This is a genomic window from Vannielia sp. SX4 (assembly GCF_052828525.1).
Genome location: NZ_CM128247.1, coordinates 204,986 through 227,388 on the forward strand (window position 1 = coordinate 204,986; position 22,403 = coordinate 227,388).

Below are 22,403 nucleotides of genomic sequence, written 5' to 3' on the forward strand. Positions count from 1 at the left end.
TCTCTCCGTCCTCTTATTCGGCGGGCGTGGCCGATTTGGCCTTGCCGTAGTGGGCGTTGAAGTCGTCTTCGATCGTCGCCGGGCGCGGCAACGGTTTCTCGATGACGCCGAGCAGCGGCAGGATCACCAGGAAGTAGGCGAACCAGTAGGCCGAGGCGACGAGCGAGAAGCTCGAGTAGGGCTCTTCCGCCGGCATGGCGCCAAGCCACATCAGCACCACGAAGTCGATGACCAGCAGCAGGAACCACCACTTGAACATCGGGCGGTAGCGGCCGGAGCGCACCGAGGAGGTGTCGAGCCAGGGCGCCAGCGCCATCACCGCGATCGCGCCGAACATCGCCAGCACACCGAAGAACTTGGCGTCGATGATGCCGAAGCTGATCCACTCGGCGAACATCACCACCCAGACGTCGGAGGTGAAGGCCCGCAGGATCGCGTAGAACGGCAGGAAGTACCACTCAGGCACGATGTGCGCAGGCGTCGAGAGCGGGTTGGCCTCGATGTAGTTGTCGGGGTGGCCGAGGTAGTTGGGCATGAAGGCCACCACCGCGAAGAACACCGCGAGGATCACCGCCAGCGCGAACAGGTCCTTGATCACAAAGTAGGGCCAGAAGGGCAGGGTATCTTTCTCGGCCTCTTCCTTGGTCGCGGTCCGCACGGCAACACCCGTCGGGTTGTTGTTGCCGGTGGTGTGGAAAGCCCAGATGTGAACCGCCACCAACGCCGCGATGACCATCGGAAGCAGGTAGTGCAGCGAGAAGAAGCGGTTCAGCGTGGCGTTGTCCACGGCCGGTCCGCCGAGCAGCCAGGTCTGGATGTCGGGGCCGATGAAGGGGATCGCGCCGAACAGGCCGGTGATCACCGTGGCACCCCAGAAAGACATCTGACCCCAAGGCAGAACGTAGCCCATGAAGGCGGTGCCCATCATCGCGAGGTAGATCAGCATGCCGACGATCCAGGTCACTTCGCGGGGCGCCTTGTAGGAGCCGTAGAACAGGCCGCGGAAGATGTGGATGTAAACCGCGAAGAAGAACAGCGAAGCGCCGTTCATGTGGGTGTAGCGGATGAAGTAGCCGCCGTTCACATCGCGCATGATGTGCTCGATGGAGGCAAAGGCGTAATCCACGTGCGGGGTGTAATGCATCACCAGCACAACGCCGGTGGCGATCATCAGCACGAGGCAGAAGGTCAGGACGATGCCCCAGATCCACCACCAGTTCAGGTTCTTGGGGGTGGGGATCATCAGGGTGTCATAGGCCAGCCCAACGATGGGGAGGCGCGAGTGAAGCCATTTCTCGATGCCCGTCTTGGGCTCGTAATGGTCGTGCGGGATACCGGACATGCGCGTTTTCTCCCTTAGCCGAGCTGAATGGTGGTTTCGTCGACGAACTCGGCGACAGGCACCGGAAGGTTCTCAGGCGCCGGACCTTTGCGGATACGGCCCGAGGTGTCGTAGTGCGAGCCGTGGCAGGGGCAGAACCAACCGCCGAACTCGCCAGCACCATCACCGAGCGGCACGCAGCCGAGGTGGGTGCAGACCCCCATCATCACCAGCCACTCGCCGTTCTCGTCCAGCGAGCGGTTCTCATCGGTCGCGGGCAGGCCGGGCTTGTTGGCGTTGCGGTCCTCGGGGTCGACCAGCTGGCTGACCTCGACAGCGCGCGCCTCTTCGATCTCTTCGGCGGTGCGGCGGCGGATGAACACCGGCTTGCCGAGCCATTTCACGGTCAGCTGGGTGCCGGTCTCGACACCCGAAACATCGACGCGAATCGAGCTGAGCGCCCGCACGTCGGCAGAGGGGTTCATCTGGTTGATGAGACCCCATGCTGCACCGCCAGCAACGACGGTGCCCGCCGCTGCGGTTGCATAATAGATGAAATCCCGGCGTGTACCTTCGGGCTCGTGAGTGTCCGACACGGGTTGTTCTCCTTCTCACCGGCCCGGCGCGTGGCGGGCCATGACGCGGCATGACAAGGGCGTGAACCCCAGCCATTTCGCGCGGTTATTAGCTGGCCCATCCGCGCCAGTCCAGCGGACATTCCCGCGCAGTTGCGGCCAAGTGACGCAAAAATCGCGGAACTGCCGGAAAAATGGCACAGGCAGGCCGGTTCTGCAGCGGCGCGGGGGCCGCTGGCTGTAAATCCGCCAGCGGCGTGCTAGGTGAGGGAGAACGCACCTGAAGACCCCCGGAGCACAGCCCTCATGCGCATTTCCGCCCTGCCCCGCATCGCCGCGGCCCTCGCCCTTTCCCTCGCCAGCACGCTGGCCGTCACTCTTCCGGCACAGGCCGAGATGGAGCTGAGCGTTTACACCGGTTACCAGACCGCGCCGCACAGCCGGGTCGAGGGCAATGACGGCACCGCCGACTTCTCCTTCCTGTCCGAATGGGAGGGCCGGAGCTTCGAGATGCCGCCCTACTACGGGATTCGCGCCACCTGGTGGCGCAACGCCAACCTCGGGTTCGGCGCCGAATTCACCCACACCAAGGTCTATGCCTCCGACGAAACCCTTGCCGACAACGGCTTTGACCGGCTCGAGCTGACCGACGGGCTGAACATCATCACCGCCAACGTGCTCTACCGCTGGCCCGGCCAGTGGGCCTCGGGCAAGGTCACGCCCTACGTGGGCGCGGGCCTCGGCATCGCCGTGCCGCACGTGGACATCACCCCCACCGGCGGCTCCAAGACCTTCGAATACCAGTTCACCGGCCCCGCCGCGCGCTGGCTGGCCGGTGCCTCCTACGCGATCAACGACACATGGTCGGTGTTCGGCGAGTATCAGGGCACCTATTCGTCCAACAAGGGTGACCTCGCAGGTGGCGGCGAGTGGGAATCGAACATCCTCACCAACGCCATCAACATTGGCGTGAGCTACAAGTTCTGATGAAAGCGGCGGGTGTCTGCACCCGCCCGCCCGGCAGGCTGAGCGCCGGTTACGCCTCGGGCGGCCGGGTCGCCTGCATCGAGGGGCGCTCGCAAAATCGGGCGTACCACTCGGCCAAGGCCTCGTTGCCCGCGCGCCAGTCGCGGTGCGGATGGCGGAAATCGGCATAGCCAAGGCCACAGGCCAGCGCGATCTGTGCCACGTCGAGCGGGCCGGACAGGTGGCTCATCCAGCGCGCATTGGCATGGGTCGCCGCCCTCTGCGCCTTGCCCCATTGCGCCTCCACAATCTCGGCACTCTGCATCGCCTCAGGCCGCAACCGGCCCTCGTAGGTCATCGCCAGAATCGCCTCGGTAAAGCCATGCGCCAGCGCCTCCAGCGTCAGCACCTCCCAGATCCGGCTCTCCGGATAGAGCGTGCCGCTGCCCTGGGTGTCGAGAAACCGGCAAATCACCCGGCTGTCGAACATCGCCGGGCCATCAGGCCGTTCCAGCGTGGGGATCTTGCCGAGCGGATTCTGCGCCACCGGCATGGTGCCCGGCTCCAGCGGGGTGCCCACGGCCTCGACGCAATCGATCTCATCAGCCAGCCCGACTTCATGGGCCACCACCATGACCATGCGGACAAAGGGCGAGGAGGGACTGTGATGGAGAATATAGGGCATGGTGGGGCAACCGGCTGTGTTTGTGAGATATTCACGTTGGCCGAAGTTTGCGCCACTGGCAAGTTAACCTTATGGGCGGCCCGCTTCCGGCCACGGATCGCCGCGCAGGCTCAGTCCTCCGCGCCCATCATCAGCGCCGCCAGCAGCGCCACCTCCTGCCCGATGCCATAGCCCTTCACCTGCCGCGCCGCCGCCATCCTGTGCTCCGCCGGCTTGTTCTGCGCCAGCTTCCACGTGCTCTCCACCTTCTCGACGGCAAAGCGGAACGGCACGATCATCCGCATCAGCCGGGCCAGCGCGTCGGCCGGCATCTTGTCCGCCGTCCACGGCGGCTTGGGCAACAGCCGCTCCTCGAAATGCTCCGAAAGCGCGTCGAGCACCGCCCGCAGCTCGCTATCCGGCATCGGATGAAGCGTGCCGTCGAGCTGCACCGCCACGTAGTTCCACGTGGGCACCTGATGGTCCATCTCGTACCAGTCCGGCGAGATATAACTGTCCGGCCCCATCACCGAGAGCCGCGCAGGCAAGGGCGCGGTGCCGGCCCGTGCCAGCGGGTTGGAGCGCATCAGGTGCAACAGCGCCACCCCGCTCTCGGCATCGAGCACGAAGGGCACATGCGCGGTTAGCGGCAGGGTCTCTCCATTGGCACTGAGCGTGCCGAAACCGCGCTCGGCGGCAAACTCGAGGCTCTGCGCGGTGGGCGCGTCACGGTAGATCGGGTTGGGATGCATCGGCAGATCCGGGCGGCAAAGGTTCGGCCCCCACCCTAAGCGCTTCTGCGCCGGGTGGAAGGGCGTCCCGCGCGGCCTCCTTCCGGCCTCCCCACCCAACGCGCCAAACGGCAAACGTCTGGCCAAAAGAGATTCAGGGCCTCCGGTGGGAGTATTTGCAGCAAGAAAATGAACAAGGTGATTCAAACTGCACGCACCGCCCGCGCCACACGCCCCCGCCTCAACCCTTCTTCAACCCCCCGGCATAATCCTCTACCCTGCCCGCAACCCACCCCAACCACGGGAGACCCTGATGACCCAGCGCCTTCACCTCGTCTTCGGCGGCGAGCTGATCGACCCGTCCAAAAGTGCCTTCAAGGATGTCGACGCCATCGACATCGTCGGCATGTTCCCCGATTACGCCTCCGCCTTCGACGCCTGGAAGGCCGCTGCCCAGCGCACCGTGGATAACGCCCACATGCGCTACTACATCGCCCATATCCACCGCCTCCGCGACGAGGAGGCCGAGGCCTCTCCGACCGAGGAACTGGGCTGACCGCCCCTTCCGCGCCCGGCCTGCCATGAGCCCCTCGCCGCTCTCCCGGGCCTTCGCCGGTCTGACCGGCCGCAGCCGCACTGCGCCTGCACCGAGCCCTGACGGGCAGCGCCCGCCGGGGCGGCTGGTGTGGTGCCACGTGGCGGGCGGCTGCGAGGTGGAGACCCTCATCGAACTCGCCCGCGACATGGCCGAGAGCCACCCGATCACACTGCTGGTCACCGGGTTGGGCGAGCGCGCGGCAATCCACGATGAGAGCGATGGCGTGCTGCTGTTTCGCGCGCCGCCCGTGGCCGGGCGCACCGCGGCCCGCGCCTTTCTCGCGGCATGGCGGCCCGATGCCGGGCTTTGGGTCGGCCCGCCCGACAATGCGCCCCTGCTCACCACCCTCGGCACCGCCTGCCCGACCACGCTGATCGCAGCGGGAGACGACCGACTCGCCGGGGCAGACCGCGCCACCCGCGCCGCGCTCCGGCTCGTGGCCGAGATCTGGGTCGGCAGCACCAGCGTCGCCGGGGCCGCCCGCGCCACCGGCATCGGTCCCTCGCGCATCCGTGTCACCGGCCCGCTCTTCGCCCCGCCCGCGCCGCCGCCCTGCATCGAGAGTGACCGGGCCGAGCTGGCCGAGCGCCTCGCCGCCCGCCCGGTCTGGCTCGCCGCCCGCCCCGCCGCCGATGAGTTGCCCCATGTGCTCGCCGCCCACCGCGCCGCACTGGCCATCGCCCACCGCGCCCTGCTGCTGCTGATGCCGGGGGAAGATTGCCCCGAGGACGCCGCCCTCGCCGAGCGCCTCGCCGCGCAGGGCTTCAGCACCGCCAGCCGGGCCGAGGGCGAGGAGCCCGCCGACAGCACCGAGATCTACCTCACCGACCGGCTCTCCCCCGAGGAAGATGGCCTCTGGTTCCGCCTCGCGCCGCTCTGCTACCTCGGTGGCACGCTGACCACCGGCACCCCTGTGCAACCCGCCGCCCCCGCCGCCGCGCTCGGGTCGGCCATCACCTTCGGCCCCCACGGCGAGGCGGAGGCGGCAACGCTGGCGCGGCTCGCAGGCGCCGGCGCCGCCCGCGCTCTGGCCGATGGCGCCGCGCTGCCCGCCGCCGTCTCCGAGCTGCTCTCGCCCGACCGCGCCGCCGAACTAGCCGCCGCCGCATGGACGGAAATCTCCGAAGGCGCCGCCGTCATCTCGCGGCTCGCCACCCACCTCGGCACCCAGCTCGAAACCGGGGGCGCGATCTGATGCGCGCACCGCTCTACTGGTACACCCCGCCAGAGGCCCCGGCGTGGCAGGCCCGCGCCCTCGCCCCGCTCGGCTGGCTCTACGCCCGCGCCACCGCCCGCCGCCTCGCCCGCCCCGGCATGCGCGCCTCGGTGCCGGTGATCTGCATTGGCAACATCAACGCGGGCGGCACCGGCAAGACTCCCACCACCATCGCGCTCGCCCAGCGCATCGAAGGCGTCCACATCGTCTCGCGCGGGCATGGGGGCAGCCTCGCAGGCCCGGTGCAGGTGAACGAGCGCAGCCATACCGCCGCTGAGGTCGGAGATGAGCCGCTGCTCACCGCCGCCTTCGCGCCCACATGGGTCGCCAAGGACCGCGCCGCCGGAGTCCGCGCCGCCGAGGCCGCGGGCGCGCGGGCGGTGATCCTCGATGACGGCTTTCAGAACCCTTCGGTCCACAAGGACTTCTCGCTGGTGGTGGTCGATGCCCATCGCGGCTTCGGCAACGGCCGCTGCCTGCCCGCCGGGCCGCTGCGCGAGCCGGTCGCCGCCGGGCTGGCCCGGGCCGACCTGCTGCTCTCCATCGGGCCGGACCCCGCGCAGCAGAAGTTCGCCGCCGACTGGGGCCATGCCATCACCGTGCCGCACCTCACTGGCCACCTCGAGCCATTGCAAACCGGGATGGATTGGGAGGGCCTGCCCACGCTCGCCTTCGCCGGGATCGGCCACCCCGAGAAGTTCTTCGCCACCCTGCGCGGCCTCGGCGCCAACGTGCTGCGCGGCGAAGCGCTGGACGATCACCAGCCGCTCACCCCCGCCCTCATGGCTCGGCTGGAGCTGGAGGCCAAAGCCCTCGGCGCCCAGCTTGTGACCACCGAGAAGGACGCCGTGCGCCTGCCGCCCGATTTCCGCCAGAAGGTGCTCACCCTTCCCGTGCGCCTCGAACTCTCCGACTGGTCCGCCCTCGACGCTGCCCTGCCCTAGGCCGGGACTCGTCTCGACTCCCGCGTAGGCGACACCCCGACCACCGTGCGTTGTATTAGTTAATTCGCAAAACCCAACGTGCGTATGCATGGGATGTGCATCACTTGTGCATCGGATGTGCATGCCCCGAAATGCCGTTAACCCCTATGGGTTAACACAAGGCACGCTGCCCCGGCTCAAGGCCCGCGCCGGGCAAAAAAGAGGCCCCGTTGCCACTGGGGCAAACGGGGCCGAAGGTCGTGCCATGTGTCAGGCCACAGGCACCGGCGGTAACTTTGTGAACTCGAAGGTCTCTAGTCGCGCATCTCGGCGCGGATCTGCTGGCGCAGCACGTCAATGCTCACCGGCTTGCCATCTTTCTTGAAGTGCCAATAGGTCCATCCGTTGCAGCTCGGCGCGCCTTCCAGATGCGCCCCCACCTTGTGGATCGAGCCCTTCACATCATTGGCCACAAGCGTGCCATCGGCCCGCACCTTGGCCGCATTCTTGCCGTTGCCACTCACCAGCATCTCGCCGGGGCGCAGCATCCCGCGCTCCACAAGCTGGCCAAAGGGTACCCGCGGTTCGGCCCGCTTGGAGGTGCTGACCGTCAGCGCGTCGCTGTCGATTTTCCGCACGTTATCAATGCGCTTCTGGGCAACCTCACGATATTCGGCCTCGCGCTCGATGCCGATGAAGTCACGCCCGAGCATCTTGGCCACGGCGCCTGTGGTGCCGGTCCCGAAGAACGGGTCCAGCACCACATCGCCAGGGTTCGTCGTGGCGAGCAGTACACGATGGAGCAGGGCTTCCGGCTTTTGCGTCGGATGCGCCTTCTCCCCCCTGGAATTCTTGAGCCGCTCGTGGCCATTGCAGATGGGCAGCACCCAGTCCGACCGCATCTGCACGTCGTCGTTGAGCGCCTTCATTGCCTCGTAGTTGAAGGTGTATTTGCCACCCTCGGATTTGCTGGCCCAGATCATGGTTTCATGGGCGTTGGTCAGCCGCATGCCGCGAAAGTTGGGCATGGGATTGGATTTGCGCCAGACCACATCATTCAGAATCCAGTAACCCGCATCCTGTAGCTTGGTCCCGACCCGAAAGATGTTGTGATAGCTGCCGATCACCCAGATCGCACCATCTGGTTTCAGAATCCGGCGCGCGGCGGCCAGCCACTCCTCGGTGAAGCGGTCATAGGCTTTAAAGCTGTCGAACTGGTCCCAATGGTCATCGACGGCGTCGACCTGCGAGTTGTCAGGGCGGTGGAGGTTGCCCTTGAGCTGCAAGTTGTAGGGAGGGTCCGCGAAGATAAGATCAACCGAGGCCTCGGGGAGCTTGTTCATCTCCGCGATGCAGTCACCAGCCAAGATCTGGTTGAGCGGCAGCTCACGCTGCCCCTGTCGGGTCGTCGTCTTCGTCATGTGTCTGCCTCTGTCCCTGCGCTCTTTTGGCGCTCGGTGTTGTTGACTTGAGCATGAGTCAGAGGCGATTCGCGGTCAATTTCTTTTTTGAATCAGGGGTTTGTAGATTTTTGTTGCATCAAGATATTGCGTATCGGGGCAAAGGAACGCCGATGATGTTGTGTGACCCCCAATTGCTGGAGTGCCCTCAAGTGCACACTCGTTCCGTAGCCCGCGTTGCTCTCCCAGCCGTAGCCGGGGTGTTGTTGCGCCAAATCCACCATGAGCGCGTCGCGGGCCACCTTGGCCACGATCGAGGCCGCCGCGATGGAGAGTGATTTGCCGTCGCCCTTCACCACCGCCTCGGCCGATCCGCAGCCCTGCGGGAGCTTGTTGCCGTCGATCAGCAGGTGGTCGGGGGCGTTCGGCAGGCCTGCCACGGCGCGCGTCATCGCGGTGAGCGCGGCCTGAAGGATGTTGATCTCGTCGATCTCCTCCACGCTCACATGGACGATGCAAACCTGCGCCGACGCATGGATCGCCTCGCTCAGCGCAAGGCGGCGTTTCTCGGTCAGCTTTTTGCTGTCGTTCAGCCCGGGCGGAATATTCGCAGGGTCCAGCACCACCGCCGCCGCCGTCACCGGCCCGGCCAGCGGGCCGCGCCCCACTTCGTCCACCCCGGCCACGCGGGCGAGGCCACGAGCAAAGGCGGCTTCTTCAAGCGAGAAATCAGGAAAGCTCTTCATGCCCTCCCATCACCCGGCAGGCGGCGGGGTGCAATGGGGAAGAAGCCATAAAAATGGGGCGGAGAGCCTCACCCTCCGCCCCCAGTCCAGCGTGGCCCCATGGGGATGACAGCCACGCCCTGCTCGGCGGTGCGCCCCAGGAGACCGGGACGCGCCTTGCCTGTTCGGTGTTCAGTTCCGGCGCATCAGGTCCGGTAGCCGGCGCGGCGCAGGCAGCGCTGCTCGTAGGCCTTCACCCGCTTGCGACCGAGGTCGAGCGTGTAAGAGCAGTTCTGCGGCAGCCGGGCCCGGAAACCGCTGCGGTCGAGGCAGGGCTGGCCGTAAAAGATCTGCGTGCCCCGGCGGGTCGGCACGGCGGTTTCGCAGCGCTGCGGCAGCCGCGCATGGCGATTGCGATCCTTGTAGCGGTCGCCGCCGTAGCCGGGGGTGACCCGGATCACCCGGTCGGTGTCGCGGCGCGAGGTGCTGGCGCGGTCCTTGTTGCGCTCGTTTGCGGCCACCAGCGCGCCGATGGCACCGAGGCCGAGCAGCAGGCGGAGGGTTTCGCCCCGGTCCATCTCGGCCTGTGCGGGCGAGCTGAAGGAGGTGAGCGCCACGGCGGCGGCGAGGGCGGTTGCGGTCAGGGTCTTGAACATGGCGTGTCCTTTCTTGCGTCTCAGGAGCCCGGGGTGGGCGTCTGTCCGAGACGCGCCGGGGCGGTGATGAGATGAGGATGGGCGGGGGTGGGCCGGACAAACAATATCGCCGCCCGGCTATTGGCTATCAGGCCGGAATCGGGTTGTTGTTATTGAATATCGGCGCCGGTAACCGCATGACTATGCGCATGAAAACGCTCTTCACCCTCCCTGCCGCCGCGCTGGCTCTCGCGCTGGCGGCCGCCCCTGCGGGGGCCACCTGCTACGCCGAGTACAAGGCAAAGCAGGACAATCCGCTCAAGCTCCATTACGGCGTAATGGAGCTCGGGCCAGCCTGCCCGCCCCGCGGCGATGCCAAGGCCCAGGTCGCCGCCCGTTTGCAGCGCGGCGGTTGGGTGCTACTCAATGTCATCTCGCTCTTCGAGGGCACCCCCAGCAAGGCGCAGCAGCAGAATGCCGGATCAAACTTCCTTCGCTACTGACCTGCGGAGCACGGGCAACCGTGTTGTCACCTTCGGCATCGCCGGGATCGTCGCGATCCTCGGCCTTGCCGCGGTGTTCCTGTTTCTGACCCTGCCGGATGGCAACGCCTTCAACGAACGGGTCGAGCAGATCTTCACCGAGAACGATGCGCTTGTGACCTCCGAGGCGGTGAAGCTGCTGGAAGTTCTGGCGCAATCCGGCACGGCTTTCGGCGATGTGCTGGTCAGCTACCGGATTGTCATTTTCGTGCTGCTGATCTTCTCCACCGCCCTGCTGATCGCCGCGCTGGTGTTTCTGGTCACCATCATCGCGCTGAACAAGCGGATGGGCGAGATCGAGAAGCAGGGAATTCAGGTCTCCTCGCTGGTCATTTCCCGCGAGGAGCGGGTCGTTCTGCTGAACAACATGGAATTCAAGCTCACCGAGGCCGCGATCGAAACCCTCGCCGTGCTGGCCGAGGCCCGTATGGATGAAGATGTGCTCTCCGGCGCCGCCATCGAGGGCGTGATCCAGGGCAAGCCCGAGGCCGATTGCGACGAGGCCGCCGGGGCTACCCGGATCAAACGGCTAAGGGATTCGCTCGGCAACCAGATGGTCTCGGAACTGCTGGTGAAGAACATCGCCCGCAAAGGCTACATGCTCGCCATCGACAAGGACGTGATCCGGATGGTGTGAGGCGCCGGGCAGCGCCGTCCCGCCGGGTGGCGCCAGCAACGCACGGAATCAAGCCGAAGGCGCCGTGCGAGCGCCTGCCCGTCCCGGCGGGCTGGCGCTTCCTCACCGCAAGCACATCCCTCGACCGTCCGATGATAACCGCACCATAAAGCGCAGCCTACAAACCGTCGCGGCACCACCCCACGGGCAGGCGCTCGCAAGGCTCACGCGGCTCACCCCGGCAGCGGCAACTCCCCCCGCTTGTAAGGCCCCCAATCGGTGATCTCCGGGTAGTACATCGCCCGCCACTTCCGCACCCTCGGGTTCATCGCCCTGAACCACAGCGGGCTCACCAGCGCCATGAAGCCCATCGCCGGGTAGCCGAACGGCAGCTGAGGCGCCTCGCCCGCATCATAGGTCTGGAGCAAAGGAAAGCGCCGCGATGGCTTGTAGTGATGGTCCGAGTGCCGCTGGAGATTGATCAGCAGCCAGTTCGTCGCCCTGTGCGACGCGTTCCACGAGTGGTGCGGCCGCACCGGCTCGTAGCGGCCCTTGCCAAGGTGCTTCCGGGTCAGCCCGTAATGCTCGATGTAATTGGTCAGCTCCAGCAGCCAGATCGCCGTGCCCGCCTGATAGAGAAACAGCAGCAGCCCGGCCCAGCCGCCCAGCGCGATGGCGGCAACGACAAAGGTCAGTTGCAGCCCCCAATAGCGCCAATGCGGGTTGCTCCGATGCCACCACGGCAGCCCCTTGCGCGCCAGCATCGCCTTCTCGGCATGGAACGCGCTCACCGGCTCTTCGCGGACAACCCGCAGCAGATAACGCCAATAGTTCTCGCCATAGCGGGCCGTCACCGCATCGCGCCGAGTGCCCACATGCACGTGATGCACCAGCAGATGCTCCGAGCGGAAATGCGAGTAGAGCACCGAGGCCAGCAGGATATCCCCCAGCCACCGCTCTAGCCGGTTGCGCTGATGCACCAACTCGTGGGCATAGACGATCCCGATCGCGCCATTGGTCACGCCGATGCCGAAGAAGATCACGATCTTCTCCACCACGTTCAGATGATCCGCCCCCGGCACCCACGCGAGCATCAGCAGCAAGAGCGCCACCTGCACCGGACACCAGACCAGCGTGATCAGCTTGTACCAGAAGAGTTGCGACTCCTCGGTTTCGGTCTCGGGGTTGTCGAGGTTCAGCCCGGTGACCCCATCCAGCAGGGTGAAGCCCACGAGGGTGAACAGCGGCACCCCCAGGACCCAGAGCCCGCCCCATGCGGCGGAGGCGATCACCAGTGGCACGGTCAGGAGCGACACCCAGAAGGGCGCCGCCGCGCGGAAACTTGAGATAGGTGCAGAGGCCATTGGCCCTCTCCCGATGGTCATGCGCGCCCCGGCCAGATCATACGGGGGCAGGGCGGCGTTTCAATCGCCTGTGACATTCAGCGCTTGCGACGTTGCGGCAAGGTCGTAGGCTTTGCGCATCACGGTGGGCAGCGCGGCAGGCAAGAGCCGTTCCCAATGCAGCCCCTCCGGCGCCTCGGCCTCGGCCGTTCCGGCATGGACCCGCAGGATCAGGTGGAAATGGGTGAAGGTGTGGCGCACCTCCCCGATCTCCTCCAACGAGGCGCTCACCGGAGACGCGCCTTCCGGCGGCTCCTCGGCCCAATCCGAGCCGGGCCAGCCGAGCATCCCGCCCAGCAGACCCTTCTCTGGCCGCCGCTCCAGCAAAAACGCCCCGTCCCCCTGGCGGATCACGTAAACATGCCCCAGCCGCACCGGTTTGGGCTTTTTCGGGGTCTTCTTCGGCAGTTCCGCCGCGATGCCCTCCGCCCGCGCGGCGCAGGGCTCCCGCCACGGGCAGATGCCGCAGGCCGGATTCTTCGGGGTGCAGATGGTGGCGCCAAGGTCCATCACCGCCTGCGCATAATCCCCCGCCCGCGCCTCGGGCGTCAGCGCGGCGGCATGACTCACCAGCACAGGCTTGCTCGCGGGCAGCGGCTCCTGCACCGCATGGAGCCGGGCCATCACCCGCTCCACATTGCCGTCCACCACGGTCTCCGAACGGCCAAAGGCAATCGCCGCCACCGCCGCCGCCGTGTAGGGGCCGATGCCCGGCAGGTCGCGCAGGCCCTCAACTGTGTCGGGGAAGCCGCCGCGCTCAGCCACCACACGGGCGCATTTCAGCAGGTTCCGGGCGCGGGCGTAGTAACCAAGGCCCGCCCAACGGGCCATCACATCTTCGTCCTTCGCCGCCGCCAGCGCCTCCACGTTGGGCCAGAGCCGGGTAAAGGTGTGAAAGTAGTCTTTCACCGCAGCCACCGTGGTCTGCTGCAGCATCACCTCCGAGAGCCAGACACGGTAAGGATCGGCCCGCTCGCCGCTGCCCGGCGGCACCCGCCACGGCAGCACGCGGGCGTGGGCATCATACCACTCCAGCAGCGCCCCGCTCATCTCCGCGGCCTGTAACTCGTCACGCAATGTTTATGGCTCCCCTGCCCGCATTTGGCTGGCCCCGCCGTGGCCGCGGGCGGTAAGATAGGGGCCACACAGCTGAAATGCGAGGCCATGGCCAAGGCACCTGCAAAACCTCCCAAGCGCCACATGCGCGGCTTCGCCCAGACGGCGAAGTTCGTGACCGGCGATATCCGCAAGGCAACGGAGAAACGGGGCTTTGCCGAGATGCGCGTGCTGACCCATTGGGCCGAGGTCGTAGGCGAGGAAACCGCCGCCGTCACCCGCCCGATTGATGTGAAATTCGGGCGCGGCGCCTTTGGGGCGACCCTGCGGGTGCTGACCACCGGCGCCCATGCCCCGATGCTCGAAATGCAGAAGGAGCAGATTCGCGAGCGGATCAATGCCGTCTATGGCTTTGCCGCGATCCAGCGCATCCAGTTCACCCAAACGGCCCCCACCGGCTTTGCCGAAGGGCAGGCCGATTTTAACCACGCCCCCAAACGCCGCGCCCAGCCCGCCCCCGCCCAACGCGAGGCCGCCGAGGTGCTGGCGCAGGGCGTTACCGATCCCGCGCTGAAAGCGGCCTTGAGCCGGCTCGGCGCCCATGTCATCCACAAATCCGAACGCGGCTGAAGGCCCGCGCAGAAGTCCGAAAGGCCCTTTATGAACTCCAAGATCCTCTATTCCGCCGTCTTCGCCGTGGCCATCGCCGCCGGGACGTATTTTGCCATCAGCCGCACCAGCACCCCGGCCGGCACCGGCTTCGACCTTGCGGCACAGGCCCAGACGGCAGCGGATGTCGACACCTCGGGCATCGCCGAGATGACGCTGGGCGAAGAGTCCGCCCCGGTGAAGGTGATCGAATATGCCTCCTTCACCTGCCCGCATTGCGCCAGCTTCCACCAGAACGTGTTCAAGAAGCTGAAGGAAAACTACATCGACACCGGCAAGGTCCACTTCACCTACCGCGAGATCTACTTCGACAAGCCGGGCCTCTGGGCCGGCATGGTCGCCCGCTGCGCCGGTCCGGTGCGCTATTTCGGCCTCTCCGACGCGATCTACAAGGAACAGACCGAGTGGCTCAAAACCCGCGATCTGGCCGGAATCCACGGTGACCTGCGCAAGCTGGCGATCAAGTCGGGCCTCGGTGCCGAGCAGGTCGATGCCTGCCTCGCAGACGCCGAGAAGGCCCAGGCCCTCTACGCCGTCTTCCTGAAGAACGCCGAGGCCGACGACATCAGCTCCACACCGTCCTTCATCATCGACGGCGAAAAGCACACCAACATGAGCTACGACGATTTCGCCGCGATCCTCGACGAGAAGATCGGCGAATGAGCGCAACGCCCTGTCGCGGTTAACGAAAAGATAGGGCTTTCATCTTAGCACCTTGAGAGCGTGGGCGCGGCCAGTCGCGCCCGCACTCGCAAGGAGGCGGTGGATGAGCGTTGAACAGGAGCGGCGGCAGGAATGGCGCCCGGAACGGGGCGAAGCGCCGTTTGATCTTGGCGAAGTTTTCTATTCTCGCACCGATGAACGCGGCATCATCCAGAGCGGCAACTACGTGTTTCAGCGCGTCGCCCATTACGAGTGGGATGAGCTGATCGGCGCCCCGCACAAGACCGTGCGCCACCCCGAAATGCCCAAGGCCGTGTTCCGCGTGTTCTGGGATGAGCTGAAGGCGGGCAAGGTCACCGCCGCCTACGTGAACAACCGCGCCAAGGACGGGCTGCACTATTGGGTCTTCGCCATCGTTGCGCCCTGTAAGGGCGGCTACCTCTCGGCCCGGATCAAGCCCACCAGCGAGTTGCTGGAGCCGGTCAAGGCGCTCTATCAGAAGCTTCACAAGGCCGAGGTGCAGGGTAGCTCGGTGGATGACAGCACCGCCGCGCTGCTGGAAGGTCTGCGCGCAATGGGCTTTGCCGATTACGACAGCTTCGTGCTCAAGGCGCTGGGCACCGAACTTGTGAGCGAATGCCGCGAACTTGGGATTCCCCCCACCGCCAATGTCACCGGGGCCACCGAACTTGTCGACCTCGCCAAGCAGATCGTCGAGGCCACGCGGGAGCTGTCCGGCGAGTTTTCCTACCTCGAGGGCATCCCCCGCAACCTCCAGATCAAGGCCGCCCGCGTCGAGCGCACCGATGGGCCGCTGAGCGTGCTGGCCCGCAACTACGAGGGCATGTCGATCGACATGTCGGAGTGGTTCGAGGCTCATGTGGTGGGCGAAAATACCAGCTTTTCCTCGATTCGCGGCACCATCGAACGCGCCATGCTCGTAGGTTCGGTCGCCACGATTCTCGCCCGCTGCGACAAGCAGCTACTGGCCGAGCGGCGCGGGTTGGGCGGGGTCGACATCATGCCCGAACGGGCGATGCTGAGCGAGCTGCAGGCCAGCTACAAGGCCAAGTCACGCGAGGCCTTCGCCCAGGTCGCGAGCGAGGCAGGCCGCATTGTCGCCTCCTGCCGCGACATGAAGCGCATGCTGCTCGGCCTCGACACCCTGCGTGTTGCCTTCAAGATCGAAGACAGCCGCTCAGGCGAGGCCAATGCCGGGATCGGCGATATCATCGCCCAACTCGCCGCCGCACAGGAGCGGGCCAATACGCACCGCAACACCATCCTTGAACGCAGCGAGCGCATGGCCGAACTCGCCGCCGAGATGCAGGGGCCGGAGCGCTCGCACCTGCCCGATCTGCTGCTCTACGGCCCGCGGATGCTGCCCGCCGTCGAGAAAAGCCCGGCCCTCAAAAAGTCCGCCGCCTGATCCGCCCTTGCCCCTCCCACCCCTGGCCCATCCGCAGTAGCGTGGCCCGAGCGCCCGCAGCTCACGCAGGCGGCAGACAAGGGGAGGCAGGCCCATGGCCATGCAATGCGCGATTCTCGATGACTACCAAGGCGTGGCGCTCACCTGCGCCGACTGGTCGGGCCTCGCCCCCTCGATCGAGCCGGTCGTCTTTTCCGACACGATCTCGGGCGATGCCCTCGTGGACAGGCTCCAGCCCTTCGAGGTGATCGTTGCCATGCGCGAGCGCACCCCTTTCGACGCTGCCCTGCTCGCCCGCCTTCCCAACCTGCGCCTGCTGGTCACGACCGGCATGCGCAACGCCTCCATCGACATGGAGGCCGCCAAGGCCCAAGGCGTCACCGTCTGCGGCACCGCCAGCCTCGGCCACCCCACGCCCGAGCTGACATGGGGCCTGCTCCTCGCCCTCGCCCGCCGCATCCCGCAAGAGGATGCCGCCCTGCGCGCTGGCGGTTGGCAAACCACGCTCGGCATGGACCTGAAGGGGAAGACTCTCGGCCTCATCGGCTTTGGCAGGGTGGCCCAGGCGATGGCCCGTTATGGCATCGCCTTCGAGATGGAGGTGCTCGCCTTCAGCCGCAGCCTGACCGACGAGGCCGCCGCCGCGAAAGGCGTGCGCCGCGCAAACGGCCTGCCCGCCCTGCTGGCCGAGGCCGATGTGGTCAGCCTGCACGTGCCACTCAATGACAGCACCCGCCACATGATAAACGCCGCCGCCCTCGCCACGATGAAGCCCGCCGCCTACCTGCTAAACACCTCCCGCGCTGGCGTCGTCGATACCGACGCCCTCGCGGCAGCCCTAAACAGCGGCCAGATCGCCGGCGCCGGGGTCGATGTGCACGACCCCGAACCCCTGAACGGCACCTCGCCCCTGCTCACCGCCCCCAACACTGTGCTCACCCCCCACCTCGGCTATGTCTCGCAAGACAACTACGCAGGCTTCTACACCGAGGCGGTCGCAAACATCCGCGGCTGGCTCGATGGCGCGCCGCTACGGGTTCTGGCATGAGGGCTGGTGATCCCGGCAGGATTCGAACCTGCAACCTGCCCCTTAGGAGGGGGCTGCTCTATCCAGTTGAGCCACGGGACCACGCCGGGCGGGTTTAGCCCGCGCGGGCGGGTCGATCAATCCTGAAGCCCAGCTTAAGGGTGTGCCGGTGCTCGGGCCTTTTCATTTGCGCGCCCACGGGCCAAAAGCTGTGCCAAGGAGGAGACACCCATGGTCACAGTTTCGCAGCGCACCGGCCGCCTTGGCACCGAAAGCGCCTTCGAGGTGCTCGCCCGCGCCGGCAAGCTCGCCGCGCAGGGCAAGAGCATCATAAACCTCGGTATCGGTCAGCCCGATTTTCAGACGCCCGCCCATATCGTCGAGGCCGGGATCAAGGCGCTGCGCGACGGCCACCACGGCTACACCCCCGCCAACGGGCTGCCCGCCCTGCGCGAGGCGGTAGCCGCCGACCTGCACCGCCGGCATGGCTGCGAGGTGAACCCCGATAACGTGGTGGTGCAACCCGGCGGCAAACCCACCATGTTCTTCGCCTGCATGCTGCTGGGCGAGCCCGGCGCCGAGATCATGTATCCCAACCCCGGCTTCCCGATTTACGAGAGCGTCATCAAGTATTCCGGCGCAACGCCCGTGCCCATCGCGCTGCGCGAGGACAAGGGCTTTGCCTTCTCCGCCGAGGAAGTGCTGGGCCAGATCACCGAGCGCACCCGGCTGATCATCATCAACTCCCCCGCCAACCCCACCGGCGGCGTGACCCCGAAAGAAGAGATCGACAAGCTGGTCGCGGGCCTCGCCGACCACCCGGATGTGGTGCTGATGTCGGACGAGATCTACTCGTGCATGCTCTACGGCGGCCGCTCCCACGTGAGCCTGCTGAACTACCCCGAGATCCGCGATCGCCTGATCATGCTCGACGGCTGGTCCAAGACCTACGCGATGACCGGCTGGCGCCTCGGCTATGCTGTCTGGCCCGACGCGCTGGTCGACCACGCCACCCGCCTCTGCATCAACGACCACTCCTGCGTGAACGCCCCCACCCAGTTCGCCGGTATCGCCGCGCTGGAAGGCCCGCAGGACGAGGTGGTGAAGATGGTCGAGGCGTTCGACCGCCGCCGACAGGTCATCGTCGATGGCCTCAATGCACTACCCGGCGTGCGCTGCGCCGATGCAGCCGGGGCATTCTATGCCTTCCCCAACATCGAAGGCACTGGCCTTTCGGCCCGCGAGGCGCAGGACCGCTTCCTCGAAGAATGTGGCGTCGCCACCGTTGCGGGCACCAGCTTCGGGGCCTTCGGCGAAGGGTTCCTGCGGTTCTCCTATGCCAACAGCGAGGAGAACATCCGCGAGGCGCTGTCGCGGATCGGCAAAGTTCTGGAGGGCTGAAATGGCGCATGAAAAGGCTCTGACCCAGCTTGAAACCCTCCTTGGCGACCGGCTGAAGCGCTCCGATGCCGAGCGTGCGGCCCACGGCCAGAACGAGGCGCATTTCCCCGATATGCTGCCCGATGCGGTGGCCTACCCCAAGAGTACCGAGGAGGTCGCCGCGGTGATGCGCATCGCCCATTCCGAGGAAATGCCCGTGGTCGCCTACGGCACTGGCACCTCGCTGGAGGGCCATCACCTGCCGGTTCGGGGCGGCCTCACGATCGACCTGTCGCTGATGAACCGCATCCTCGCAGTGCACGATGCCGACATGGATGTGACCGTGCAGCCCGGCGTCACCCGGACCCAGCTCAACGACGAACTTCGCGCCACCGGCCTCTATTTTCCGATCGACCCGGGCGCCGATGCTTCGCTCGGCGGCATGGCCGCGACCCGTGCGAGCGGCACGATGGCGGTGCGCTACGGCACCATGCGGGAGAATGTTCTGGCGCTGGAGGCCGTGCTCGCCGATGGCCGGGTGATCCGCACGGGCTCCCGCGCCCGCAAGTCGTCATCCGGTTACGACCTGGCCCACCTGCTGATCGGCTCCGAAGGCACGCTCGGCATCATCACCGAGCTAACCCTCAAGCTCCACGGCCAGCCCGAAAGCATCGTGGCCGCTACTTGCCGCTTCCCGACGGTCGAAGACGCCGTGAACTGTGTGATCACAACGATCCAGACCGGCATCCCCATGGCCCGGATCGAGCTGGTCAATGGCACCATGGTCCGCGGCTTCAACCGTGCCAGCAATGCGGGCCTGCCCGAGGAGCCGCACCTCTTTCTTGAGTTTTCCGGCTCAGAAACCGCGGTCGAAGAGCAATCGGCCATGTTCGAGGAGATCGCCGCGGACTTCGACGCGCAGGACTTCAAGCGCGCCACCCGGATGGAGGAGCGCAACGCGCTCTGGGCCATGCGCCACAATGGGCATCACGCCTCCAAAGCGCTCTACCCCGGCAAGCGCATTCTGGCGACAGATGTCTGCGTGCCAATTTCACAGCTCGCCGAGGCCGTCACCGCCGCCGAGGACAAGGCCCGCGAGCTTGGGCTGGAGCCCTGCATCGTCGGCCATGTGGGGGATGGCAACTTTCACACCGGCATCGGGTTCGACCGCGACGATCCCGCCGAACTGGCCATGATAGAGACCTTTTCGGCGCATCTCGCCGAAACCGCCCTGCGCCTGGGTGGCACCGTCTCGGGCGAGCATGGGATCGGCCTCGGAAAGCGCAAATACATGGAGGCGGAGCACGGCCCGGCGCTTGTGCCGATGCGCGCGATCAAACAGGCGATGGACCCGAAGGGCATCTTGAACCCCGGAAAGGTTCTGCCGGACTAAGCGGTCAGCAAGCCCTTTAGCATGGAAATTTCGGCGGCGAGACGGCGGGTCTGAACCGCGGCGAGACGGGCGAACCGCTCCGGCGCGTGGCTCTCGTCTGCGACTGCCGCGATCTTCCCCCAGAGCGCCAACGCCATGGTGCAACCGGACAAGCGGCAGAAGTCGTGCGCCAAGGGAGCTGCATCTTTCGCTTCGGCCAAAGCCACGCGCGCTTCGCCCCAATCCCGCGCGGCCTGAGCCACGGCATCATACCCCGTTTCGGCAGAAACAGTCTCGATCCAAGCCTCGAATGCATCGGCACTCGCGGCATACTTGCCCCGCACGAACCGCTCCGCCAGAGTCCGCGCGTGGATGCCGTTGGCGCCTTCATAGATCGCGGCAATCCGCACGTCGCGATAGCTTTGCTCCAGCCGGTACTCCTTGAGGTAGCCGTAGCCACCGAGCACCTGCATGCCGGTCTCGGTCGCCCGCATGCCCGCCTCGGTGCACCACACTTTCGCCAGCGGTGTCAAAAACTCCACCAGCGCCGGGTTGTCGCCCGACTCCAGCAGAACCAGAGCTACATGGGCCATCGCCCGGGCGCTCACGGCATGAGCATCTATCTCGTCGATCATGCGGCGCACGTCGGCATGGGCGTCCAGCGTCACCTCGCCCTCCGGCCCGCGCCCTTGGACCCGCTCGGCGGCGTAACTCTTGGCCACGTCCCAGGCGCGGGCGGCATGGGCGGCGCCCTGCAAGGCCACGTCGAGCCGCGCGTGGTTCATCATCGTGAACATCGCCATCAGCCCCTCGCCCTCCTTGCCGATCAGCTCCGCCTCTGCCCCGTCGAAGGCAAGCTGGCAGGTCGGCTGGGCATGGATCCCCATCTTCTCCTCGATCCGCGTCACGCTCACCGCATTGCGGCTGCCATCCGCCTTCACGGATGGGCAAAGATAAAGGCTCAAGCCGCGCAGCCCGTCATCCGAACTTCGTGCCAGCACAAGATGCAGGATCGTCTCCGTCGCATCGTGGTCGCCACCAGAGATGAAGATCTTCTCGCCGGTGATCTTCCAGCCATCGCTCGCTGGCACGGCCCGACAGCGAATGCGGCTGAGGTCGGAGCCAGCGCCCGGTTCGGTGAGCGCCATCGTCGAGAGCCATTCGCCGGACGCCAGAGGCGGGATGCAGCGCGCCTTCTGCTCGTCGGTCCCGAAATGCAGGATCGTATCGATCGCCCCATGCGCGAGGCTCGTGAGCATCTGGAGCGCGTGGTTGGCGGCGGTGAAGATCTCTGAGGTCACCGCAAACACCGGCCGCCCCATCTCTTGCCCGCCATACGCCTCGGGCGCCATGAGCCCCTGCCAACCCTGCTCTGCGAGGCTCTTGTAGGCGGCCACAAAGCCATCCGGCAGGCGCACCCTGCCATTCTCCAGCCGCGCACCCTGGGCATCTCCCGCCTCGTCCAGCGTCGCCAACTCACCCTCCGCGAAGGCGGCAAAATGCGCCCCTATCTCGGCGGCAAGCTCGGCGTCGTACCCCGGCAGGCGCGTCGCCCCAGCCACGGCTTCGAGACTGAAAAAAATGTCCTCCAGCGGCGCTTTGAACGGCTTCATCAGTCTCTATGCCAGCCCAAGGAGCCGCGCGGCATTGCCCTTGATGATGTCTTCGCGCAGCTCGTCCTTGATTGCGATCTTCTCAAAATCCGCCAGCCAGCGCTCGGGGGTGATCATCGGCCAGTCGGAGCCAAAGAGCACCTTCTTGCGAAGGATCGAGTTGCAATAGCGCACGAGGATCTCGGGAAAGTACTTGGGCGACCAGCCGCTGAGGTCGATGTAAACGTTCGGCTTGTGCTGGGCGACGGCAAGCGCCTCCTCCTGCCAAGGGAAGGAGGGGTGCGCGAGGATGATCTTCATGTCGGGGAAGTCCACCGCCACATCATCCATATACATCGGGTTCGAGTATTTCAGCCGCATCCCATTGCCCCCCGGCATGCCGCTGCCAACGCCCGTCTGGCCGGTGTGGAAAAGCGCGATGCAGCCCTCTTCCTGTATCACCTCGTAGAGCGGGTAGGCCATGCGATCATTGGCAAAGAAGCCCTGCATGGTGGGGTGAAACTTGAAGCCCTTCACCTTGTATTCCCGGATCAGCCGGCGCGCCTCGCGGGCAGCCATCTTGCCCTTCCACGGGTCGATTGAGGCGAACTGGATCAGCACATCGCTGTTCTCGGCCACCAGTTCGGCCACCTCATCGTTGGAGTAGCGCCGATAGCCGGTCTCCCGCTCAGCATCGACGGGGAAGATCACCGCCGCGATGTTCTGTTCGCGGAAGTGCGCCGCCGTCTCGCGGATGGTCGGCGGATGCTCCCACGGCGCGCGGAAGTACTTGGCCATGGTGCTTTGCAGGTCGTCGTAGCCGTCGTCCGTGTGGCAGCCGCAGGGCTCTTCGGCGTGGGTGTGGATGTCGATCGCGCGGACCTTGGAGATATCGACCAT

At 66.2% G+C, this 22,403-nt stretch carries 23 protein-coding genes and 1 tRNA gene; 12 read left to right on the top strand and 12 right to left on the bottom strand.

What is annotated here, in order from left to right:
- Positions 1-13 precede the first annotated feature (13 nt).
- The gene (gene petB / locus ACUXVX_RS01040) at positions 14-1,342 is read right to left on the bottom strand and encodes a cytochrome b (RefSeq protein WP_222496262.1); all 1,329 of its coding nucleotides are present in this window, start codon (positions 1,340-1,342) and stop codon (positions 14-16) included.
- A 14-nt stretch (positions 1,343-1,356) separates the two neighbouring features.
- Positions 1,357-1,917 carry a ubiquinol-cytochrome c reductase iron-sulfur subunit gene (gene petA / locus ACUXVX_RS01045; protein ID WP_222471463.1) on the bottom strand — a complete coding sequence of 187 codons (561 nt, stop codon included), beginning with the start codon at positions 1,915-1,917 and terminating at the stop codon, positions 1,357-1,359.
- A 285-nt stretch (positions 1,918-2,202) separates the two neighbouring features.
- On the opposite strand from petA, the gene ACUXVX_RS01050 reads away from it, so the two are divergent.
- A complete protein-coding gene (locus tag ACUXVX_RS01050) occupies positions 2,203-2,883 on the top strand; it encodes an outer membrane protein (RefSeq protein WP_222471462.1) in 681 nt (226 codons plus the stop codon).
- A 49-nt stretch (positions 2,884-2,932) separates the two neighbouring features.
- Here ACUXVX_RS01050 and ACUXVX_RS01055 read toward each other — a convergent pair whose 3' ends face one another.
- On the bottom strand, positions 2,933-3,547 hold the full coding sequence (locus ACUXVX_RS01055) for a glutathione S-transferase (RefSeq protein WP_446309990.1): 615 nt from the start codon (positions 3,545-3,547) through the stop codon (positions 2,933-2,935).
- 110 nt (positions 3,548-3,657) lie between these two features.
- Positions 3,658-4,278, bottom strand: a complete 621-nt coding sequence (locus tag ACUXVX_RS01060; protein ID WP_446309991.1) for an FMN-binding negative transcriptional regulator — start codon at positions 4,276-4,278, stop codon at positions 3,658-3,660.
- A 292-nt stretch (positions 4,279-4,570) separates the two neighbouring features.
- Between ACUXVX_RS01060 and ACUXVX_RS01065 the strand changes: the two genes are divergently transcribed.
- Genes ACUXVX_RS01065 through lpxK form a run of 3 tightly spaced genes read left to right on the top strand, consistent with a single transcriptional unit; the run spans position 4,571 to position 7,015 of the window.
- Positions 4,571-4,813: a DUF4170 domain-containing protein gene (locus ACUXVX_RS01065; protein WP_140012616.1), complete on the top strand. Its 243-nt coding sequence runs from the start codon at positions 4,571-4,573 to the stop codon at positions 4,811-4,813.
- A 25-nt stretch (positions 4,814-4,838) separates the two neighbouring features.
- Positions 4,839-6,050, top strand: a complete 1,212-nt coding sequence (locus tag ACUXVX_RS01070) for a hypothetical protein (protein WP_446309992.1) — start codon at positions 4,839-4,841, stop codon at positions 6,048-6,050.
- Entirely contained in the window at positions 6,050-7,015 is a 966-nt protein-coding gene (gene lpxK / locus ACUXVX_RS01075; RefSeq protein WP_446309993.1) for a tetraacyldisaccharide 4'-kinase, read from the top strand. Before ACUXVX_RS01070 ends, lpxK begins: the two co-directional genes overlap by 1 nt.
- 293 nt (positions 7,016-7,308) lie before the next feature.
- On the opposite strand, the gene ACUXVX_RS01080 is transcribed toward lpxK, so the two are convergent.
- The 3 genes from ACUXVX_RS01080 to ACUXVX_RS01090 form a co-directional block, all read right to left on the bottom strand.
- Positions 7,309-8,415 (bottom strand): site-specific DNA-methyltransferase, encoded by a 1,107-nt coding sequence (locus ACUXVX_RS01080; RefSeq protein WP_222471457.1) that lies wholly within the window; start codon positions 8,413-8,415, stop codon positions 7,309-7,311.
- Positions 8,416-8,507: 92 nt separating this feature from the next.
- Positions 8,508-9,140 carry a ribonuclease HII gene (locus ACUXVX_RS01085; RefSeq protein WP_446309994.1) on the bottom strand — a complete coding sequence of 211 codons (633 nt, stop codon included), beginning with the start codon at positions 9,138-9,140 and terminating at the stop codon, positions 8,508-8,510.
- A 185-nt stretch (positions 9,141-9,325) separates the two neighbouring features.
- Complete coding sequence (locus ACUXVX_RS01090; protein WP_222471455.1) at positions 9,326-9,775, bottom strand: hypothetical protein; 450 nt, start codon at positions 9,773-9,775, stop codon at positions 9,326-9,328.
- A 188-nt stretch (positions 9,776-9,963) separates the two neighbouring features.
- Here ACUXVX_RS01090 and ACUXVX_RS01095 point away from each other — a divergent pair, with 188 nt between their 5' ends.
- Both ACUXVX_RS01095 and ACUXVX_RS01100 read left to right on the top strand, forming a co-directional pair.
- Positions 9,964-10,257: a hypothetical protein gene (locus ACUXVX_RS01095; protein ID WP_222471454.1), complete on the top strand. Its 294-nt coding sequence runs from the start codon at positions 9,964-9,966 to the stop codon at positions 10,255-10,257.
- On the top strand, positions 10,229-10,933 hold the full coding sequence (locus ACUXVX_RS01100; RefSeq protein WP_222471453.1) for a winged helix-turn-helix domain-containing protein: 705 nt from the start codon (positions 10,229-10,231) through the stop codon (positions 10,931-10,933). The genes ACUXVX_RS01095 and ACUXVX_RS01100 overlap by 29 nt, the downstream gene beginning before the upstream one ends.
- Positions 10,934-11,145: 212 nt before the next feature.
- On the opposite strand, the gene ACUXVX_RS01105 is transcribed toward ACUXVX_RS01100, so the two are convergent.
- Together ACUXVX_RS01105 and ACUXVX_RS01110 are read right to left on the bottom strand one after the other, a co-directional pair.
- On the bottom strand, positions 11,146-12,276 hold the full coding sequence (locus ACUXVX_RS01105; protein ID WP_446309995.1) for an alkane 1-monooxygenase: 1,131 nt from the start codon (positions 12,274-12,276) through the stop codon (positions 11,146-11,148).
- Between the two features lie 60 nt (positions 12,277-12,336).
- A complete protein-coding gene (locus ACUXVX_RS01110; RefSeq protein WP_446311485.1) occupies positions 12,337-13,365 on the bottom strand; it encodes an A/G-specific adenine glycosylase in 1,029 nt (342 codons plus the stop codon).
- Between the two features lie 150 nt (positions 13,366-13,515).
- Here ACUXVX_RS01110 and ACUXVX_RS01115 point away from each other — a divergent pair, with 150 nt between their 5' ends.
- The 4 genes from ACUXVX_RS01115 to ACUXVX_RS01130 all read left to right on the top strand — a co-directional run bounded on the left by ACUXVX_RS01115 (position 13,516) and on the right by ACUXVX_RS01130 (position 17,180).
- Complete coding sequence (locus ACUXVX_RS01115; protein WP_222471663.1) at positions 13,516-14,001, top strand: DciA family protein; 486 nt, start codon at positions 13,516-13,518, stop codon at positions 13,999-14,001.
- A 30-nt stretch (positions 14,002-14,031) separates the two neighbouring features.
- On the top strand, positions 14,032-14,703 hold the full coding sequence (locus ACUXVX_RS01120; RefSeq protein ID WP_446309996.1) for a DsbA family protein: 672 nt from the start codon (positions 14,032-14,034) through the stop codon (positions 14,701-14,703).
- Positions 14,704-14,806: 103 nt separating this feature from the next.
- A complete protein-coding gene (locus ACUXVX_RS01125; RefSeq protein ID WP_446309997.1) occupies positions 14,807-16,132 on the top strand; it encodes a PAS domain-containing protein in 1,326 nt (441 codons plus the stop codon).
- A gap of 94 nt (positions 16,133-16,226) precedes the next feature.
- The gene (locus tag ACUXVX_RS01130) at positions 16,227-17,180 is read left to right on the top strand and encodes a D-2-hydroxyacid dehydrogenase family protein (RefSeq protein WP_446309998.1); all 954 of its coding nucleotides are present in this window, start codon (positions 16,227-16,229) and stop codon (positions 17,178-17,180) included.
- A 4-nt stretch (positions 17,181-17,184) separates the two neighbouring features.
- Here ACUXVX_RS01130 and ACUXVX_RS01135 read toward each other — a convergent pair.
- Positions 17,185-17,261 (bottom strand) — tRNA-Arg (locus ACUXVX_RS01135).
- A 129-nt stretch (positions 17,262-17,390) separates the two neighbouring features.
- Here ACUXVX_RS01135 and ACUXVX_RS01140 point away from each other — a divergent pair.
- Both ACUXVX_RS01140 and ACUXVX_RS01145 read left to right on the top strand, forming a co-directional pair.
- Positions 17,391-18,560, top strand: coding sequence for a pyridoxal phosphate-dependent aminotransferase (locus ACUXVX_RS01140; protein WP_222496251.1), 1,170 nt, complete (start codon positions 17,391-17,393; stop codon positions 18,558-18,560).
- A 1-nt stretch (position 18,561) separates the two neighbouring features.
- Positions 18,562-19,932 carry an FAD-binding oxidoreductase gene (locus tag ACUXVX_RS01145; RefSeq protein WP_446309999.1) on the top strand — a complete coding sequence of 457 codons (1,371 nt, stop codon included), beginning with the start codon at positions 18,562-18,564 and terminating at the stop codon, positions 19,930-19,932.
- Here ACUXVX_RS01145 and ACUXVX_RS01150 read toward each other — a convergent pair.
- Both ACUXVX_RS01150 and ACUXVX_RS01155 read right to left on the bottom strand, forming a co-directional pair.
- Positions 19,929-21,524, bottom strand: a complete 1,596-nt coding sequence (locus ACUXVX_RS01150) for an acyl-CoA dehydrogenase family protein (protein ID WP_446310000.1) — start codon at positions 21,522-21,524, stop codon at positions 19,929-19,931. The two genes, ACUXVX_RS01145 and ACUXVX_RS01150, sit on opposite strands and share 4 nt — an antisense overlap.
- 6 nt (positions 21,525-21,530) lie before the next feature.
- Complete coding sequence (locus ACUXVX_RS01155) at positions 21,531-22,403, bottom strand: amidohydrolase family protein (RefSeq protein ID WP_446310001.1); 873 nt, start codon at positions 22,401-22,403, stop codon at positions 21,531-21,533.